The 18,234-nt window shown below is 72.5% G+C and carries 13 protein-coding genes and 1 pseudogene; 9 read left to right on the top strand and 5 right to left on the bottom strand.

What is annotated here, in order from left to right; genetic code table 11:
* The gene (locus tag ACIQCJ_RS10760; protein ID WP_402711189.1) at positions 1–1,194 is read right to left on the bottom strand and encodes an aminotransferase class V-fold PLP-dependent enzyme; all 1,194 of its coding nucleotides are present in this window, start codon (positions 1,192–1,194) and stop codon (positions 1–3) included.
* 84 nt (positions 1,195–1,278) lie between these two features.
* Here ACIQCJ_RS10760 and ACIQCJ_RS10755 point away from each other — a divergent pair, with 84 nt between their 5' ends.
* Complete coding sequence (locus ACIQCJ_RS10755; protein WP_402711188.1) at positions 1,279–2,184, top strand: LysR family transcriptional regulator; 906 nt, start codon at positions 1,279–1,281, stop codon at positions 2,182–2,184.
* Between the two features lie 178 nt (positions 2,185–2,362).
* Here ACIQCJ_RS10755 and ACIQCJ_RS10750 read toward each other — a convergent pair whose 3' ends face one another.
* Entirely contained in the window at positions 2,363–2,581 is a 219-nt protein-coding gene (locus ACIQCJ_RS10750; RefSeq protein ID WP_402711288.1) for a pentapeptide repeat-containing protein, read from the bottom strand.
* Positions 2,555–2,863: pseudogene (locus tag ACIQCJ_RS10745) on the bottom strand (WhiB family transcriptional regulator); the annotation flags it as partial. The gene ACIQCJ_RS10750 and the pseudogene ACIQCJ_RS10745, both read right to left, overlap by 27 nt.
* Before the next feature lie 469 nt (positions 2,864–3,332).
* On the opposite strand from ACIQCJ_RS10745, the gene ACIQCJ_RS10740 reads away from it, so the two are divergent.
* The 4 genes from ACIQCJ_RS10740 (at position 3,333) to ACIQCJ_RS10725 (ending at position 7,790) form a co-directional block, all read left to right on the top strand.
* Complete coding sequence (locus tag ACIQCJ_RS10740) at positions 3,333–3,944, top strand: response regulator transcription factor (protein WP_003948568.1); 612 nt, start codon at positions 3,333–3,335, stop codon at positions 3,942–3,944.
* Between the two features lie 225 nt (positions 3,945–4,169).
* Positions 4,170–4,790, top strand: a complete 621-nt coding sequence (locus ACIQCJ_RS10735) for a sigma-70 family RNA polymerase sigma factor (RefSeq protein WP_355336798.1) — start codon at positions 4,170–4,172, stop codon at positions 4,788–4,790.
* A 189-nt stretch (positions 4,791–4,979) separates the two neighbouring features.
* Positions 4,980–6,482 (top strand): IMP dehydrogenase, encoded by a 1,503-nt coding sequence (guaB, locus tag ACIQCJ_RS10730; RefSeq protein WP_355336799.1) that lies wholly within the window; start codon positions 4,980–4,982, stop codon positions 6,480–6,482.
* A 186-nt stretch (positions 6,483–6,668) separates the two neighbouring features.
* Positions 6,669–7,790, top strand: coding sequence for a GuaB3 family IMP dehydrogenase-related protein (locus tag ACIQCJ_RS10725; RefSeq protein ID WP_355336800.1), 1,122 nt, complete (start codon positions 6,669–6,671; stop codon positions 7,788–7,790).
* A gap of 103 nt (positions 7,791–7,893) precedes the next feature.
* On the opposite strand, the gene ACIQCJ_RS10720 is transcribed toward ACIQCJ_RS10725, so the two are convergent.
* Positions 7,894–8,559 carry a hypothetical protein gene (locus ACIQCJ_RS10720; RefSeq protein WP_355336802.1) on the bottom strand — a complete coding sequence of 222 codons (666 nt, stop codon included), beginning with the start codon at positions 8,557–8,559 and terminating at the stop codon, positions 7,894–7,896.
* Positions 8,560–8,692: 133 nt separating this feature from the next.
* Positions 8,693–9,973: a nucleotide sugar dehydrogenase gene (locus tag ACIQCJ_RS10715; protein WP_355336803.1), complete on the bottom strand. Its 1,281-nt coding sequence runs from the start codon at positions 9,971–9,973 to the stop codon at positions 8,693–8,695.
* A 346-nt stretch (positions 9,974–10,319) separates the two neighbouring features.
* On the opposite strand from ACIQCJ_RS10715, the gene ACIQCJ_RS10710 reads away from it, so the two are divergent.
* The 4 genes from ACIQCJ_RS10710 to ACIQCJ_RS10695 all read left to right on the top strand — a co-directional run bounded on the left by ACIQCJ_RS10710 (position 10,320) and on the right by ACIQCJ_RS10695 (position 17,966).
* Complete coding sequence (locus ACIQCJ_RS10710) at positions 10,320–12,026, top strand: glycerol-3-phosphate dehydrogenase/oxidase (protein ID WP_188281981.1); 1,707 nt, start codon at positions 10,320–10,322, stop codon at positions 12,024–12,026.
* Between the two features lie 60 nt (positions 12,027–12,086).
* Positions 12,087–13,865, top strand: a complete 1,779-nt coding sequence (locus tag ACIQCJ_RS10705; RefSeq protein ID WP_402711186.1) for a serine/threonine-protein kinase — start codon at positions 12,087–12,089, stop codon at positions 13,863–13,865.
* Positions 13,866–13,937: 72 nt separating this feature from the next.
* Positions 13,938–15,815, top strand: coding sequence for a serine/threonine-protein kinase (locus ACIQCJ_RS10700; RefSeq protein WP_402711185.1), 1,878 nt, complete (start codon positions 13,938–13,940; stop codon positions 15,813–15,815).
* A gap of 147 nt (positions 15,816–15,962) precedes the next feature.
* Positions 15,963–17,966 carry a protein tyrosine kinase gene (locus ACIQCJ_RS10695; protein WP_355336806.1) on the top strand — a complete coding sequence of 668 codons (2,004 nt, stop codon included), beginning with the start codon at positions 15,963–15,965 and terminating at the stop codon, positions 17,964–17,966.
* Positions 17,967–18,234 lie beyond the last annotated feature (268 nt).

The raw sequence follows: 18,234 nt of genomic DNA, 5'->3' as shown, positions 1-18,234 counted from the left end.
CTATATGCGGCGCCGGAGCGGTCGTACCAGGTCAGGCGAGGGATTCGAGGGTGTGGTCGATGTCGGAGGGGTGTTGTAGAGGTGGAAGGCGAAGCGGAGGGAGGTGGTGGGGGTGGAGAAGCGGACGGCGGCGGCGGTGAGGCGGGCGGGGGCGGTCGGGGGGAGGGCGACGGTGACGGTGGCGGAGGGGCCGGGGACGGGGGTGTGGCCGAGGGCGGTGAGGCCGTCGCGGAAGCGGGCGGCGAGGGCGGTGTCGTGGGCGTGGATCGCGGGGACGCCGATCTCCTCGATCAGGGAGAGGGAGGCGGCGGCGCCGACGAGGGGGAGGTAGGCGGGGCGGGCGTCGAAGCGGCGGGCGCCGGGGGCCAGCCGGGTGACGGGGCCGTAGCACCACTCCCAGGGGTCGTCGGCGGCGTACCAGCCCGCGAAGCCGGGGGAGAGGGTCGGCTCGGCGCCCGCGCGCACGGTCAGGAAGCAGGCGTCGTGCGGGCTGAGCAGCCACTTGTAGGCGTGGCAGACCACGTAGTCGTAGTCGTCGGCGCACAGCGGGAGCCAGCCGACGGACTGGGTGCCGTCCAGGAGTGTACGGGCGCCGTGGGCCGCGGCGGCGGCGCGGATCGCGGGCAGGTCGGCGACCCGGCCGTCGGCGGACTGCACGGCGCTGACGGCGACCAGCGCGGTGCCCGGCCGCACCGCGTCGGCGAGCGCGTCCAGCGGCACGATCCGCAGATCCAGGTCCTCGCGGGCGGCGAAGGGCTGCACGAGGGAGCTGAAGTCCCGGTCGGCGACGACCACTTCGGCGCCGGGCGGCAGCCGCGCCGCGATCAGCCCGACGCTCTCGGCGACCGTGCTGGCCAGCGCCACCCGCTCCACCGCCACCCCGACGATCCGGGCGTAGGCGGCGCGCGCCGAGACGACGGCCGCCTCGAAGGCGTCGGTGTCGGGGCGGCCCGCCGCCCACTCGTCGACGGCCCCGCGCAGCGCCGCCGCGGTGCGGGCCGGGAGCAGCCCGACGGTGGCGGTGTTGAGGTAGGGCGCGGCGGGGTCGAGGTCCGGATACTCGGCACGGATGAGGCGGTTCGCGGCGAGGCCGTCCCCCGAGGCGCCGCCGCCCGCGCCCGTACCCCTGCCCGCGCCCGTACCGCTGCCTGTACCGCTGCCTGTGCCTGTGCTGCCGAATGCGATGGCGTCCATGGCTCCTCAGCGTGGCGCGGGCCCGCCTCAAAGTCCATTACCGATATCTGTCGGGTATCCCTAAGTTCCGCTTATGGTGGGCGGATGATCGAGGCACGTCATCTCCGGGTGCTGCGGGCCGTCGCCCGCACCGGTTCGTTCTCCGCGGCGGCCCGCGAACTGGGCTGCACCCAGCCCGCCGTCAGCCAGCAGATGAAGGCGCTGGAGCACTCCGCGGGCACCCCGCTGCTGGTCCGCGGCGCCCGCGAGACCCGGCTGACGGAGGCGGGTGACGTGCTGGTCAGGCACGCCGTCGGCATCCTGGCCGGGCTGACGGCGGCCGAGGAGGAGGTCGCGGCGATCGCGGGGCTGCGGGCCGGACGCGTACGCCTCACCTCGTTCCCCTCGGGCAGCTCCACGGTGGTGCCGGGCGCGGTCGCGGCGATGCGCGCGCAGTACCCGGGCACGAAGGTGTCGCTGGAGGAGGCCGAGCCGCCGCGCTCGGTGGAGATGCTGCGCGCGGGCGACTGCGACATCACCCTGGCGTTCCGCTACGTGGATCTGCCGACCCCGGCCGAGGAGTCGTGGGACGACCTCGTCGTGCGCCCGCTGCTCACCGACCGGCTGGTCGGCGTCGTCCCGGAGGGGCACGCGCTCGCCGTCGGCGGGCGCCCGGTGGAGATCGCGGAGCTGGAGCAGGAGCAGTGGATCGCGGGGTGCGCGCGCTGCCGCCGCCACCTCGTGGAGGTGTGCGAGCGGGCCGGGTTCACCCCGCGGATCGACTTCGCGACCGACGACTACCCGGCGGTGGTCGGCCTGGTGGCGGCCGGTCTCGGGGTCGCGGTGCTGCCGGAGCTGGCGCTGGAGTCGGTACGTCCCAAGGGCGTCGCCGTGGTGGAGGTGCGTCCGGCCGTGCAGCGCGAGGTGGTCGCCCTCACGCTGCCCGATCTGGCGAACGTCCCGGCGGTGGACATGATGCTCGGCCGCCTCGCGCAGGCGGCGGCCCGCTGATCTCAGGGCACCGGTCGCCCGTCAGCCGGGCCCGGCGGGCGGCGCGCCGCGCGTGCCGTACGCGGCAGGGCGGACGGGGCCGACGCGGCCGACGGGGCCGACGGGGCCGATGGAACCGGGAGTGCCGACGGCACCGGGAGTGCAGGAACGATTCTGCTGGCGTCTCGCGGAAGCGCGCTCACACGTGGGACGCGTCGCGGATGTCGGACGCGTCGTGCAGGTCGGCGTCGTGCAGGCCAGAATCGTGCAGGTCAGAGTCGTGCAGGTCAGAATCGTGCAGGTCGGCGTCGTGCAGCTCGGACCTGTCGTCCAAGTCGGCGTCGTGCAGGTCGGTCGCGTCGTGCACGTCCGACGGCTCGCGCTCGGAGCGGGCCGCTTCGGCGTCCGCCGACGGCATCCGCGACCGCGAGCGGCCCATCATCGCCTCGCGCTCGTCCTCGGTGAGGCCGCCCCAGACCCCGTAGGGCTCGCGGACGGCGAGGGCGTGGGTGGCGCATTCGGCCCGTACGGGACAGCGCATGCACACCTCCTTGGCGGAGGCCTCGCGCGCGCTCCGGGCGGCGCCCCGCTCGCCCTCGGGGTGGAAGAAGAGCGAGCTGTCGACGCCTCGGCAGGCGGCCACGAGCTGCCAGTCCCAGAGGTCGGCGTTGGGGCCGGGAAGGCGGGAGAAGTCTGCCATTGCTTATCCCCTCGGAGGGTGTGTGTCGGTCTGGGAGGCCGTGAAGAGTCAGCGTCTCGACCGTACATCTACTGTCGTAGTAGATGTAAATATGACTCATCGCCAATCTAGTGGCGAATAGCCCACAAGGCGCGAAAGAGCGTCCAAACAGTGAAAAATCTGGCATAACACCCGTTCGGCAGCATCCGGGCAGGGCCGCTCGGCCGTAGAGGAATCGTTCCGCCTCCGAAATACCGGCTCTCTCACCCGTCTGACCTGCGGCCTGGGCGATCCGTGTGCGCATGATCACGTAGAGTGCCGATGACCGTCGGCAAACTTCGTAACTCTTTCGGGTGAGGGTCGTTGAGTCTGGCGGAAGCGGTTGGCGGACAAGTGAATCGGGCAGGTGCCCGAGGCCGTCAGCCTCAACGGTGAACATTCGTACAGCCTGGAGGCACAACGTGACGCGGTTCAGCTGCGGAGGGCGGTCATGACTTCTGTCCTCGTCTGCGACGACTCCCCGCTCGCCCGAGAGGCCCTGCGCCGCGCGGTGGCCACCGTGCCCGGTGTCGAGCGCGTAACCACCGCGGCCAACGGCGAGGAAGTCCTCCGCCGCTGGGGTGCCGACCGGTCGGACCTGATCCTGATGGACGTCCGCATGCCCGGCCTCGGCGGCGTCGAGACCGTACGGCGGCTGCTGTCGGCCGACCCCGGCGCCCGGATCATCATGCTCACGGTCGCCGAGGACCTGGACGGCGTGGCGCTCGCCGTCGCCGCCGGTGCCCGCGGCTACCTGCACAAGGACGCCTCGCGCGCCGAACTGCGGGCGACCGTGACGCAGGCGCTGGCCGACCCCACCTGGCGGCTCGCCCCGCGGCGGCTGCGCTCGGCCGAGATGGGCGCCGCGCCCACCCTCACCGCCCGCGAGATCCAGGTGCTCGAAGGCATGAGCCACGGACGCTCCAACGCCGAGATCGGCCGCGAGCTGTTCCTCTCCGAGGACACCGTGAAGACGCACGCCAGGCGGCTGTTCAAGAAGCTCGGCGCGTCCGACCGGGCCCACGCCGTGGCGCTCGGCTTCCGCTGGGGCCTGGTTCGCTGAGCCGTCGTGTCGTACGCCCGAGAGGGCGGCCGTTCCGGCGAAGTCGCCCACAAGTCCTCGGTTTCCCGGGGGAGGACGCATGCTTGACGTATGGACTTCCTCGGGGATCGGCGGGGGCCTCACATGGCGGAGATGACAGCGTCGGGTTCGGCCGCTCATAACGCTTCGGTGCAGAAGTACGGCCGCGATGACGCGGATCGCGCCGCGGCGAGGCACCATGGGTGGATGCGCGACGACGACACTCCGGCCATCGGTGCCCTTGTCCGGCGCGCAGTCGACGGCGACGAGCAGGCGACACACGACCTGCTCGCGCATGTCCACCCGCTCGCCGAGCGGTACTGCCGCACCAAACTGTCCCGTCTTCCGGGCGACGCCCGGCACTTCGTCGACGACCTCGCCCAAGAGGTCTGTCTCGCGGTGCTGTGCGCCCTGCCCCGCTACCGCGACCTGGGGCGGCCGTTCGAGGCCTTCGTGGTCTCCATCGCCGCCCACAAGGTCGCCGATCTGCAACGGGCCGCCATGCGCGGGCCCGGCAGCACCGCCGTTCCGTCCGACGAGATGCCGGAGAAACCGGACGATTCGCTCGGCCCCGAGGAGCGCGCGCTGCTCAACAGCGACGCCGCCTGGGCCAAGAAGCTGCTCGACAACCTCCCTGACCACCTGCGCGAGTTGGTGCTGCTGCGGGTCGCCGTCGGGCTGAGCGCCGAGGAGACCGGCCAGGTGCTCGGCATGTCGCCGGGGGCCGTACGGGTGGCGCAGCACCGCGCGCTCAGCCGGCTGCGCGCCATCGCGGAACAGACGGCGGGGGCGCCCGCCGCCGGGGACGCGCCGGGTCTCTCGGCGTAGGACACGCGGAAACGGACGGGCGGGCCCGGCACCGGGCCCGGCACCCGGGTGCGACGGCGCGGTCCGGCCGCGCGGTCCGACCGCTGGTGACCGTACGGGTGTACGGGCCCGGCCGAGGGCGTCATGGGAATAGCGGCGAAGCCACTACCATTGAACAACTCGCCGGGCAAGACCATTCGGGAAGGTGTCATGACGCTGAACGCCGACGGAGTAGCTGAGAAGTTCGCCACACTCGGGCTGACCTATGACGATGTGCTGCTGCTTCCGGGGGCGTCAGAGGTGCTGCCCAACCAGGTGGACACCTCCTCCCTCATCTCCCGCAACGTCCGGGTGAACATCCCGCTGCTGTCCGCCGCCATGGACAAGGTCACTGAGGCCCGGATGGCCATCGCGATGGCCCGCCAGGGCGGCGTCGGCGTGCTGCACCGCAATCTGTCGATCGAGGACCAGGTCAACCAGGTCGACCTGGTGAAGCGGTCCGAGTCCGGCATGGTCACCGACCCGATCACCGTCAGGCCCGACGCGACGCTCGCCGACGCGGACGCGCTCTGCGCGAAGTTCCGGATCAGCGGCGTGCCCGTCACCGACGCGTCCGGGCGGCTGCTCGGCATCGTCACCAACCGCGACATGGCCTTCGAGAGCGACCGCTCCCGCCAGGTCCGCGAGGTCATGACCCCGATGCCGCTGGTCACCGGCCAGGTCGGGATCTCCGGGGTCGACGCGATGGCGCTGCTGCGCCGCCACAAGATCGAGAAGCTGCCGCTGGTCGACGCCGACGGCAAGCTCAGCGGGCTCATCACCGTCAAGGACTTCGTCAAGGCCGAGCAGTACCCGAACGCGGCGAAGGACTCCGAGGGCCGGCTGCTGGTCGGCGCCGCCGTCGGCGCCAGCCCCGAGGCGCTGGACCGCGCCCAGGCGCTGGTCGGCGCGGGTGTCGACTTCCTCGTCGTGGACACCTCGCACGGCCACAACAGCAACGCGCTGAACTGGATGGCGAAGATCAAGTCCAGCGTCGGCGGGGTCGACGTGGTCGGCGGCAACATCGCCACCCGTGACGGCGCCCGCGCCCTCATCGACGCCGGTGTCGACGGCGTCAAGGTCGGTGTCGGACCCGGCTCCATCTGCACCACCCGCGTCGTCGCGGGCATCGGCGTCCCGCAGGTCACCGCGATCTACGAGGCCGCGCAGGCGTGCATCGAGGCCGGGGTGCCGGTCATCGGCGACGGCGGCCTCCAGTACAGCGGCGACATCGGCAAGGCGCTCGCCGCGGGCGCCAGCAGCGTCATGCTCGGCAGCCTGCTCGCCGGGTGCGAGGAGTCCCCCGGGGAGCTGCTCTTCATCAACGGCAAGCAGTTCAAGTCCTACCGGGGCATGGGGTCGCTCGGCGCGATGCAGTCCCGCGGCCAGGGCCGCTCCTACTCCAAGGACCGCTACTTCCAGGCCGAGGTCTCCTCCGACGACAAGCTCGTGCCCGAGGGGATCGAGGGCCAGGTGCCGTACCGCGGACCGCTGTCCGCCGTCCTCCACCAGCTCATCGGCGGTCTCCGGCAGACCATGGGCTACGTCGGCGCCGCCGCCGTCTCCGAGATGGAGTCCAAGGGGCGGTTCGTCCGCATCACCGCCGCCGGGCTCAAGGAGTCCCACCCCCACGACATCCAGATGACCGTAGAGGCCCCCAACTACCACGGCTGACGCCGCGCTTGCGCGGGACCTGGTCCTCCGGGCCGCGGCCCCGTGCGGTTCTTCTCCCCGCGCCTCCACGGGGCACAGGTCCTGTGCCGAGGCAGCGCGCGGGGGCGCATCCCCGACGGGGCACGGGCCGCCCGCGGGCCGAACGGGGATACTGAGGGGCCGCAGGTCAAAAGAAAGGCGCAGGACGTGACAGAGATCGAGATCGGTCGGGGCAAGCGAGGCCGCAGGGCGTACTCGTTCGACGACATCGCCGTCGTGCCGAGCCGGCGCACCCGGGACCCGAAGGAGGTCTCGATCGCGTGGCAGATCGACGCGTACCGCTTCGAGCTGCCGTTCCTCGCGGCGCCCATGGACTCGGTGGTGTCGCCGGAGACGGCGATCAGGATCGGGAACCTCGGCGGCCTCGGGGTGCTGAACCTCGAAGGGCTGTGGACCCGGTACGACGACCCGGAGCCGCTGCTCGCGGAGATCTCGGAGCTGGACGACACCCGGGCGACGGCCCGCCTCCAGGAGATCTACGCGGCGCCGATCCGCGAGGAGCTGATCGGGCAGCGGATCAAGGAGGTCCGGGACGCGGGCGTCGTGACGGCCGCCGCGCTGTCGCCGCAGCGCACCGCGCAGTTCTCGAAGGCGGTCGTGGACGCGGGCGTCGACCTGTTCGTGATCCGCGGCACCACGGTCTCCGCCGAGCACGTCTCCGGCTCGCACGAGCCGCTGAACCTCAAGCAGTTCATCTACGAACTCGACGTGCCGGTGATCGTCGGGGGCTGCGCCACGTACACGGCGGCGCTGCACCTGATGCGGACCGGCGCCGCGGGCGTCCTCGTCGGCTTCGGCGGCGGCGCCGCGCACACCACGCGCAATGTGCTGGGCATCCAGGTGCCGATGGCGACCGCGGTGGCCGATGTCGCCGCCGCCCGCAGGGACTACATGGACGAGTCCGGCGGCCGGTACGTGCACGTCATCGCGGACGGCGGCTTCGGCGCCAGCGGTGACCTGCCCAAGGCGGTCGCGTGCGGCGCGGACGCCGTGATGATGGGCTCCCCGCTGGCCCGCGCCACCGACGCGCCGGGCCGCGGTTTCCACTGGGGCATGGAGGCGGTCAATACCGAACTGCCGCGCGGCAAGCGGATGAACCTCGGCACCGCGGGCACCACCGAGCAGATCCTGCTCGGCCCGTCCCACGCGCCCGACGGCTCGATGAACTTCTTCGGCGCCCTGCGCCGCTCGATGGCCACCACCGGCTACTCGGACCTGAAGGAGTTCCAGCGCGTCGAGGTGACGGTCTCCCCGACCCACCACCGCTAGGGCGCACACGCCGGAGAACGCACGAGGGGCCGTACCGCGCAGGCGGTACGGCCCCTCGTCGCGTCACGGCGCGGTACGCGTCACCGCGCCGGGGCGGTTGTCGTCAGTTGTCGCCCGCGTGCTTCGCGACGCCGAAGGAGATGAACGCGGCGACGGCGAGGAAGAGGAAGCGCATGAAGCTGAAGTCCTGCTTCCACGAGTCGAGCAGGTCGCCGAAGTGGTGGAAGAAGATGTCGGTGACCGGCATCGAGCCGCCCTGGCCCGACACGTAGTGGCTGATCACCAGGGCGCCGCCGAAGAGTTCGCCGAAGACGACCGCGAACAGCGCGAGCAGGACGGCCACGAACGGCAGGGCCGGGTTGCGTCCGCCGGCCTTGCCGACGGCGAGGCCGACGAGCGCGCCGACGCCGATCGCCATCAGCCGGAATTCGTGGGTGCTGCCGTCGTCGCTGGACAGCGCGCGCAGGATGCCGCCGTACGCGAGCGCGGCGACGATCGCGGCCAGCAGGCCGACCAGGAAGCCGAGTCCGGGGTTGTCGCGGCGGGCGACCGGCACCGGCGGCGGGTAGGCGGCCGGGTTGAAGGCGCCGGGCGCGGGCGGCGCGCCCCACTGCTGCTGGGGCTGCTGACCGTAGGGCGCCTGGGGCTGCTGGCCGTACGGGGCCTGGGGCTGCTGCGGGTAGCCGTATCCGGCGCCCGGCGGCGGTCCGTACGGATTCTGGCCGCCGGGCTGCTGCGGCTGCTGCGGCGGCGGGTAGTTGGCGCTCATGGGGTCCCCCGGGATACGGCATTCGACGATGGACGCCGAAATCTAGCAGCAGGGGGTGACAATCGGACAAGTTGTTCTTCCGGTCGTTACATGACCACTACACGCGGATCGGGAACCCCGCCGCGGCGGGCCGCTACAGCCGCGCCGCCGCACCCGCCGGCGTCGCCCCCCGTGTGTCCAGCAGGAGTTGCGCCTTGACCGCCAGACCCTGGAGGTCGTACGTGCGGTGGTGCTGGAGCAGCACCGTCAGATCGGCCTCGGAGGCTGCCTCCCACAGGGAGTCGGCGCGCGGCACCGGACGGTCGAGAACGCGCCACTGCGGTACGTAGGGGTCGTGGTAGCACAGCTGCGCGCCGAGTTCGATGAGCCGGGTGCCGATCTCGCGGGCGGGGGCGCCCTCCTGGGAGGCCAGGTCGGCCTTGTAGGTGACGCCGAGCAGCAGGACGCGGGCGCCGCGCAGGGACTTGCCGTGCTCGTTGAGCAGCGCGGCGGCGCGCTGGACGACGTAGCGCGGCATGCGGGAGTTGACCTCCTGGGCCAGTTCGACCATCCGCAGCGGGTGGCCGAGCATGCGGACCTGGCCCTGGGCGGGCATGGCGGCGAAGAGCGGGACGGCGTTGGGGTCGAGGGCGGCGGCCGGGCCGCCGACACCGGGTCCCGGTCGGAACGCCTGGAAGCCGAACGGCTTGGTCTCGGCGCAGCGGATCACGTCCCACAGATCGACGCCGAGGTCGTGGCAGAAGACCGCCATCTCGTTGGCGAAGGCGATGTTGACGTGCCGGTAGTTGGTCTCCAGCAGATTGACCGCCTCGGCCTCGCGGGGGCCGCGGGCGCGCACGATGCGTTCGGTGAAGCGGCCGTAGAAGGCGGCGGCGGCCTCGGTGCAGGCGGGGGTGCAACCGCCGATCACCTTGGGGGTGTTGGCGAGGTGGAAGTCCCGGTTGCCGGGGTCGAGGCGGCTGGGGGAGTAGGCGAGGTGGAAGTCCCGGCCCGCGCGCAGCCCGTCGGCCTCCAGCAGCGGGCGCAGGAACCCCTCGGTGGTGCCGGGGTAGACCGCCGACTCCAGGACGACGGTGGTGTGCGGGCGCAGGTGCCCGGCGAGCGCGCGGGCGGCGGCGGACACCGCCGTCAGGTCCAGGGCGCGGTCCTCGCCGAGCGGGGTGGGCGCGCAGATCACGGCGGTCCTGACCCGGCCGAGCACCGCCGGGTCCGCGGTCGCGCGGAAGCCGCCCGCGAGCATCCGGCGCAGGTCGGCGGCGGCGAGCGTGCCCGGCGGTACGCGGCCCGCGTTGATGTCGGCCGCGGCGGCCGGGTCGGGTTCGTAGCCGATGACGCCGACGCCCGCGGCGGTCGCCGCCTGGGCGAGGGGAAGTCCGGTGCGGCCGAGTCCGAGCACTGCGAGGTCTGCGGGCATGCGGTTCAGTCCTCTCCCTTGCGACCACCACGGGGACTCCACGGATGGCTCCACGGATGGCTTTAAATCAGGCTAACCAGACAAATGACTGATATGACCGCACGGCGCGCCGTGCAGTCATCCGGGTTACGGGCAGAAGAGGCACGGGATCGCCGGGTAGGAGAGGGACGGCCCGGACGCCCTGCCCGCAGGGCGTTCACCGCCTCGCCGCACCGCGGGCGCGCCCCGGCACCCCCCTCGACGGCGGGTCAAGGGTGGCCGCTCGCGGCGGTGGCGGTCACTATCGAGTGGAGGGCTATCCACCGCGGCGGCACGCGAGAGCGCCGCCACCATGGGAGGCACACGGATGCGTACGTCAACACTGGGCCCCGCCGAGCGGGCCGGGGCACTGGCCCGGATGGCCGAGCACGAGCTGGACCTGCTGGTCGTGGGCGGCGGGGTGGTCGGCGCGGGAACAGCGCTGGACGCCGTCACCCGTGGCCTGTCCACCGGTCTGGTCGAGGCCCGCGACTGGGCGTCCGGCACGTCGAGCCGGTCGAGCAAGCTGATCCACGGCGGCCTGCGCTACCTGGAGATGCTGGACTTCGCGCTGGTCCGCGAGGCCCTCAAGGAGCGCGGCCTGCTCCTGGAACGCCTCGCCCCGCACCTGGTGCGGCCGGTCCCGTTCCTCTACCCCTTGCAGCACAAGGCGTGGGAGCGGCTCTACGCGGGCTCCGGCGTCGCGCTGTACGACACCATGTCGGTCTCCTCCGCGCACGGCCGCGGCCTGCCGGTGCACCGCCACCTCACCCGTAAGCACGCCCTCCAGGTCGCGCCCGCGCTGCGCAAGGACGCGCTGGTCGGCGCGCTCCAGTACTACGACGCGCAGGTCGACGACGCGCGCTTCGTCACCACCCTGGTGCGTACCGCCGCCTCCTACGGCGCGCAGGTCGCCAACCAGGCGCGGGTGATCGGCTTCCTCCGCGAGGGCGAGCGCGTCGTCGGCGCGCGGGTGCAGGACGGCGAGCAGGGCGGCGAGTACGAGATCCGCGCCAAGCAGATCGTCAACGCCACCGGGGTGTGGACCGACGACACGCAGGCGCTGATCGGCGAGCGCGGCCAGTTCCACGTCCGCGCGTCCAAGGGCATCCACCTGGTGGTCCCCAAGGACCGGATCCACTCCACCACCGGGCTCATCCTGCGGACCGAGAAGAGCGTGCTCTTCGTCATCCCCTGGGGCAGGCACTGGATCATCGGCACCACCGACACCGACTGGGACCTGGACAAGGCCCACCCGGCGGCGTCCAGCGCCGACATCGACTACCTGCTCGAACACGTCAACTCGGTGCTGTCCACCCCGCTGACCAGGGACGACGTCCAGGGCGTCTACGCGGGCCTGCGTCCGCTGCTGGCCGGGGAGTCGGACGCCACCAGCAAGCTCTCGCGCGAGCACACCGTGGCGCACCCGGTGCCGGGACTCGTGGTGGTCGCGGGCGGCAAGTACACGACGTACCGCGTGATGGCCAAGGACGCGGTCGACGAGGCCGTGCACGGCCTGGACCACCGGGTGGCCGAGTGCTGCACGGAGGATGTGCCGCTGGTCGGCGCCGAGGGCTACCACGCGCTGTGGAACGCCCGCGCCCGCACCGCCGCCCGCACCGGACTGCACGTCGCCCGGGTGGAGCACCTGCTCAACCGGTACGGCTCGCTCGCCGAGGAGGTGCTCGCGCTGATCGCCGAGGACCCGTCGCTGGGCGCCCCGCTGACCTCGGCCGACGACTACCTGCGGGCCGAGATCGTCTACGCGGCGATGTACGAGAGCGCCCGCCACCTGGACGACGTGCTCGCCCGCAGGACCCGGATCTCGATCGAGACCTTCGACCGCGGCACCCGCAGCGCCCGCGAGGCCGCCGAGTTGATGGCACCCGTCCTGGGCTGGGACAAGGACCAGATCGACAAGGAAGTGGCCTACTACGAGAAGCGCGTGGAGGCCGAGCGCGAGTCGCAGCTCCAGCCCGATGATCTGACCGCGGATGCGGCCAGGCTGGGCGCGCCCGATATCGTTCCCCTCTAGGCACGGTGCGTCTCGGGGGAGACGCGGCGCGCGTCGGGGGAGCGGGCGGAAGGGCGCGAGATGACGGGACAGGCCGACGAGGGGCGGTTGGTCGCGGGCCGGTACCGGCTGCTCGAACGCATCGGCCGGGGCGGCATGGGCACCGTGTGGCGGGCCGAGGACGAACTCCTCGGCCGGCAGGTCGCGGTGAAGAAGCTGCACCCGCCCCAGCCGCACATGCACGACGACGAGTTGGCCACCCTCTTCGAACGCACCCGCCGCGAGGCGCGCGCCGCCGCCCGGATCAGCCACCCCAACGTGGTGGTCGTGCACGACGTCGTGGACGACGAGGGACTGCCGTCCATCGTCATGGAGTACGTCCCGTCGGTCACGCTCGGCGAACAGCTCAAGAAGCACGGACCGCTGCCGGTCGCCGAAGTCGCCAGGATCGGCCGCGGCATGGTCGCCGCGCTGCGGGCCGCGCACCGCGCCGGAGTGCTGCACCGCGACGTCAAGCCGGGCAACGTCCTGCTCGGCGTCGAGGGCGGCGCACCCGTCGAGGGCGCTTCCGCGGAACAGGGCTACGGCAGCGGGCGCGTGGTCCTCACCGACTTCGGCATCGCCCAGGCGTCCGGCACCTCCACCCTCACCCGGACCGGCGAACTCATCGGCTCCATCGACTTCCTGTCGCCCGAGCGGATCAGGGGCGCCCTGCCCGGACCCGAGGCCGACCTGTGGGCGCTGGGCGCCACCCTCTACCAGGCCGTCCAGGGCGAGTCGCCCTTCCGGCGGCCGACCGCGATCGAGACCGCGTACGCCATCGCCGAGGAGCCGGTGCTGCCGGCCGCCAACGCGGGCGCGCTGACCCAGGTGATCGCCGGGCTGCTCGCCAAGGAACCGGCCGAGCGGCTGTCCGCGGCCGAGACCGAGCGGCTGCTGCGGATTCCGCTGGCAGAACCCGACACCGGGCAGGTCGACACCGACCGGTTCACCTACCCCGCGGGCGACGGCCGGACCGCCACCGTGACCCAGGTGCCCGGCGCCCCGCCCCCCGGCGGCGCGCACTCCCCTCCGTACGCCGACTCCTTCGGGCCCCCTCCGCCCTACTCCACGGGAACCGGTACGGGAACGGCCGCCGGTTTCGGTACGGGCGCGGGCGGTTCAGGCCCCGACACCGGCCCGCACTCCGGCGCGCACCGCCCCGAACGGCCGCGCCGCCGTACCGGAGCGTGGATCGCGGGCGTCGCCGTCGTCGCCCTCGTGGCCGCGGGCACCGCCTTCGCCGTCATCCACAACGGCGGCTCCGGTACGGACGCGAGCCCCGGCCCCACCACGGCGGTCAGCACACCGCCCACCGGCACCACGTCCTCGGCCGGTCCCACGCCGAGCACCACGGCGCCGCCCCCGCCGGTCCCCGACGGCTACCACCTGGTCACGGAGGCCGACCACGGTTACGCGGTGCCGGTGCCCGACGGCTGGACGCGGCAGGTCAAGAACGACGGCGACGAGGTCGACTTCATCGACCCGACCGGCAAGATCGGCCTGAAGATCAGCTCGCTGGACTTCGGCAGCGACGACCCGTACGAGCACTGGCTGACTCTGGAGCCGCAGACCCAGGAGCAGGTTGACGAGTACCACCGTGAACGGATGATCCGCACCGTGCAGTTGGGGATGCCCGCCGCGCTGTGGGAGTTCACCTTCCAGGGCTCGGTCCGCAAGTTCCATGCGATCGACCTCGGATTCGGCAAGCCGGGTGGTCGTGAGTACGCGGTCTACCTGTCGGCTCCGGACGCCGAATGGGACACCTACCGACCGGTGTTCACGAACGCTGTGGCCGGTTTCCGGCTATCGAACCCATAAGCCGGGTTCGCTTCCGCGTCCCCCGTTCGGGGATGATGGGTGTTTACACGTCCAGCACTCCAGAGGGATCCCATGAGCGAGGTCGAAAGTACCGACGGACGCGTGCTCGCCGACCGGTACCGCCTCGGCGAAGTCCTCGGCAAAGGCGGCATGGGCACGGTGTGGCGCGCCGTCGACGAGACGCTGGGCCGTACCGTCGCGGTCAAAGAGCTGCGTTTCCCCGGCAACGTCGACGAGGACGAGAAGCAGCGCCTGGTCACCAGGACCCTGCGCGAGGCCAAGGCCACCGCGCGGATTCGCAACACCGGCGCGATCACCGTCTTCGACGTGGTCAAGGAGGACGACCGGCCGTGGATCGTCATGGAGCTGGTCGAGGGCCGCTCGCTGTCCGACGCGATCCGTGAGGACGGCCCGCTCACGCCCAAGCGCGCCGCCGAGGTCGGCCTCGTCATACTCGACGTCCTCAAGGCCGCCCACAACGCCGGCATCCTGCACCGCGACGTGAAACCCTCCAACGTCCTGCTCGCCGACCGCGGTTCGGACCCCGCGGGCCGCGGCGCCGGGCGCGTGGTCCTCAGCGACTTCGGCATCGCCCAGATCGACGGCGACCCGTCCGTCACCTCCACCGGCATGCTCGTCGGCGCCCCCTCGTACATCTCGCCGGAACGCGCGCGCGGCCAGAAGCCGGGCCCGCCCGCCGACCTGTGGTCGCTCGGCGCGCTGCTCTACGCCTCGGTCGAGGGCCGCCCGCCCTACGACAAGGGGTCGGCCATCGCCACCCTGACCGCGGTGATGACCGAGCCGGTCGGGCCGATGACCAACGCCGGGCCGCTCGCCGAGGCGATCAAGGGCCTGCTGGTCAAGGACCCGGCCCAACGCCTCGACCACGACGCCGCGTACGCCCTGCTGTCCACCGTCGCGCACGCCCCCGAACGCCCGGTCGCGCCGCCCACCTCCGACGCCCGTACCGTCGTGCTGAACGTGGACCCGCAGCCCACCCCGACCGACGCTCCCGCTGCCTCCGGCGGGGGGACCCCCACCGCCGGAGGCGAAGCCGCCGCCGACCAGGCCCGGGTCCGCGACGCACTGCGCTCGGTCCGCAAGGCCGCCGCCGCCAAGATCCCCGCGAAGCCCGCGACATCGGCCGCCGCCCCTGAGCCCGGCGGCCCCGTCCCGCCGCGCGCGTCGCTCACCGACGTCGTACCGCGCCGCACGATGGTCATCGTGGCCGCGGCGATCGTGATCGTCCTGCTGGGCACGGTGATCGGCATAGCGCTCGCCAACTCCGGTGGCGGCGACGGCGGGAACGGATCGGCGTCGAAGCCGAAGGGCGGGGCCTCGGCCTCCGCGTCCGCGTCGACCGGCGCGAAGAACGACGACGACAGCAAGGGCGGCACGGACGACAGCAAGTCGCCGTCGTCGCCGGGCAGTTCGGCCTCCGCGCCGACCACCCCCGCCTCGTCCCCGCCGGCCACCGGCGGCTCGGACGCCGTACCGGCGGGCTTCTACCGCTACGACGACTCCGAGGGCTTCTCGATAGCCCTGCCCAACGGCTGGAAGCGCGTGGGGGACAACGGGTACGGCAGCGGCTCGAAGTTCCGGGGCTCGGACGGCAGCGAGTTGCTCGTGGACTGGACGCATTCGCCGGGGCCGAGCGCGCTCAAGGACTGGCAGAACGCGGCGAAGACCGCCAAGTCCGGCCGGAACGGCATGCCCGGCTACCAGGAACTCAAGGTGGCCCAGACGCAGTACCGCTCGTACGACGCGGCCGACTGGGAGTACAAGCGGGACGTGAAGGGTAAGCAGGTACACGTCCTGAATCGCGGCATGGTGACGGACCCGAAGCACGGGTACGCCATCATGTTCACGACTCCGGCCGACGCGTGGACCAGCGATACCAGCACCAAGGCCCTCACGACCTTCTTCGCTACCTTCAAACCGGCCAAGTGAGCCTTCCGCAGCACGTATTGTGAGTAGCCGTGGACTGTCCGCAGCCGGATTCCGTTCGGATCGGACCGCTTCGGGTACAAGGTGGGGTGCGGGCGAGGGTTCCCGCACGGATGGCATCGGGTCGGGAAGGGCCGGAGAGGGGGCGTCGTGGACGAATACGCGGGCCGCGTGCTCGCCGACCGGTACCGGCTGCCCCGGCCGCCCGCCGACGAGTTCGAACTGGTCGAGACGCGCGCCTTCGACACCTACAGCGGCCAGGAGGTCCTGGTCCGGCAGGTGCTGCTGCCCGAGGTCGTCACGGCCGAGGACCCGGGCGACGACCGGGGATACGGCGACCAGGACGCGCTGAGCGACAGCGCCCGGCGCGCCCTTGAGGCCGCCCGCGCGGCGGCGGCGATACCCGACCACCCCCGCCTGGTCCAGGTCTTCGACATCTTCATCGAGGGCGGCAGTCTCTGGATCGCGAGCGAACTGGTGTCCGCCCGGCCGCTCGCCGCGTTACTCGCCGACCGGCCGCTGGACGCCTACCGTGCCGCCGAGGTCGCCTCCGACGTGCTCACCGCGCTGCGCGCCGTGCACGCGTACGGCTGGACGCACCGCAATGTGACCGCGAGCACCGTGCTGGTCTGCGACGACGGCCGGGCGATGCTCGCCGGGCTCGCCGCGGGCGCCGCCCAGGAGGCGCTGTGCGGCTACGACCCCGTGCCGCAGCACATCCAGGTCCTCGCGGGCGGCGGCCTGTCGGGCGCGGGTGAGGACCAGTCGTGGCACGGCCCCGAGTCCGCCCTCGAACAGGAGCGGGCCCGGCAGAACCGGATCACCGTCATCGGCGCCGTCACCGAGCGCTGGGCGCCGGAGCAGGCGCACGAGGTGCACGAGAACTGGCGGCTGTCGCCGCCGGTCGGCCCGGCCGCCGACCTGTGGGCGCTCGGCTCGCTGCTCTTCCGTACCGTGCAGGGGCATCCGCCGTTCCCCGAGGAGAGCGCCGCCGAACTGGTGCAGATGGTGTGCGCCGAGCCGCCCGCCTTCGCCGAGGAGTGCGGCGCGCTGCGGCCGATCGTCGAGTCGCTGCTCCGGCCCGACCCCGAGGAGCGGCCGGAGGCCGAGGAGTTGGGCGGCTGGCTGCGGTCGCTGATCCGCTCCGCGCCCGAGCCGGATCTCGGCCTCGACATGGTCCAGGTGCCGACGGATCCGGCCAAATTGCCGATCGTGCGCCGCAAGGGCGAGTTGGTACGGCGGCGGCGCCGCAAGGCCGCCGCCGAGGCCGACGTCGCCGGGATTCAGCACCGCAGGCACGCCCGCGGCAAGCAGGCCAGGGTCACCAAGGCCAAGCGCGAGCAGGCGCGGCGCAGCGAGATGCGGCAGGAGCAGATCCACCAGGAGCAGGAGGTCGTCTACCGCAAGCCTCCGCGCGGCGGCGACGAGGCACCGCGCAAGCTGGGCGTGCGGCTGCTGATCGCGGTCCTGGTGGTGCTCGCGGCCGTCGTCGCGTACGCGGTGCTCGCCATGCCAGGCAACGGCGACACGTCGGACAACGGGGCCAAGGGCGGCGACCGTACGGTCCCGGCCGAGGTGCCGGGCGGGCACAGCGGCGGCAAGAAGCCGACGCCGACGCCCACTCGTACGACCGCGGCGCCGACGACGAAGCCGGCCACCACGAAGCCGGCCCCGCCGCCGAGTACGGCGGTGCCGCCGCCGGACCTCGGCAGCGACTTCGTCATGCGGACCGACTCCGCCGGGTTCACCGTCGCCGTCCACACCGGGTGGCAGCGCTCCGGCAAGAACGGTCAGGGGCAGGTCCGTTACTCCGGCAGCGACCTCCAGCTCACCGTCGTGCCCGGCCGTGACAAGGTCTCCGACCACGGCAGCGATCCGCTCGCCTACCAGCTCGAAGAGCCCGAACTGGCCGCCTTCCGCGGCTCCTCCTGGTCCGCCGCCTCCGGTCTCCACACGCTCGACCTGCGCGGGCACAGTGCCGCCGAGGGCGAGTACAGCTACCGCGACGCCAACGACACGCAGATCTACGCCCTCAATCTCGCCGTCATCATCGACGGCTCCTACCATGTCGTCGTCGTCAGCGGGCCGGACGCTCGGCGCGCCGATGTCCAGCGTGCCTTCGACAAAGCCGTCGAAACCTACGCGGCGAGCTGACGCCCGCCCCACGCCAAGGGCTCGCCGCCCCGGCCCGTTCACCTTGCGCGGTGGGGTCCGCCCCGTCAGGGGCGCGGGGAACTGCGCGATCAACCCACCACCGGCCGGTGGTCCGGAGACAACCGAACTGCCCCGCTGGGGCGGGATCTTCGCCCGCGCCACTGCCAGCGGCTGCTCGCGCAGTTCCCCGGAGGGGATTCCTCAGAACGCACGTGACGTGCGGGAGGGGTAGGCGGACCATGGAGAGCATGTACGCGACGGCTATTGC

Source organism: Streptomyces sp. NPDC093221, from assembly GCF_044753885.1.
In the GTDB taxonomy this organism is placed as follows: Bacteria; Actinomycetota; Actinomycetes; order Streptomycetales; family Streptomycetaceae; genus Actinacidiphila.
The sequence above is the reverse complement of the archived record's forward strand: the minus strand, read 5'-3'. Positions and strand labels throughout refer to the sequence as shown.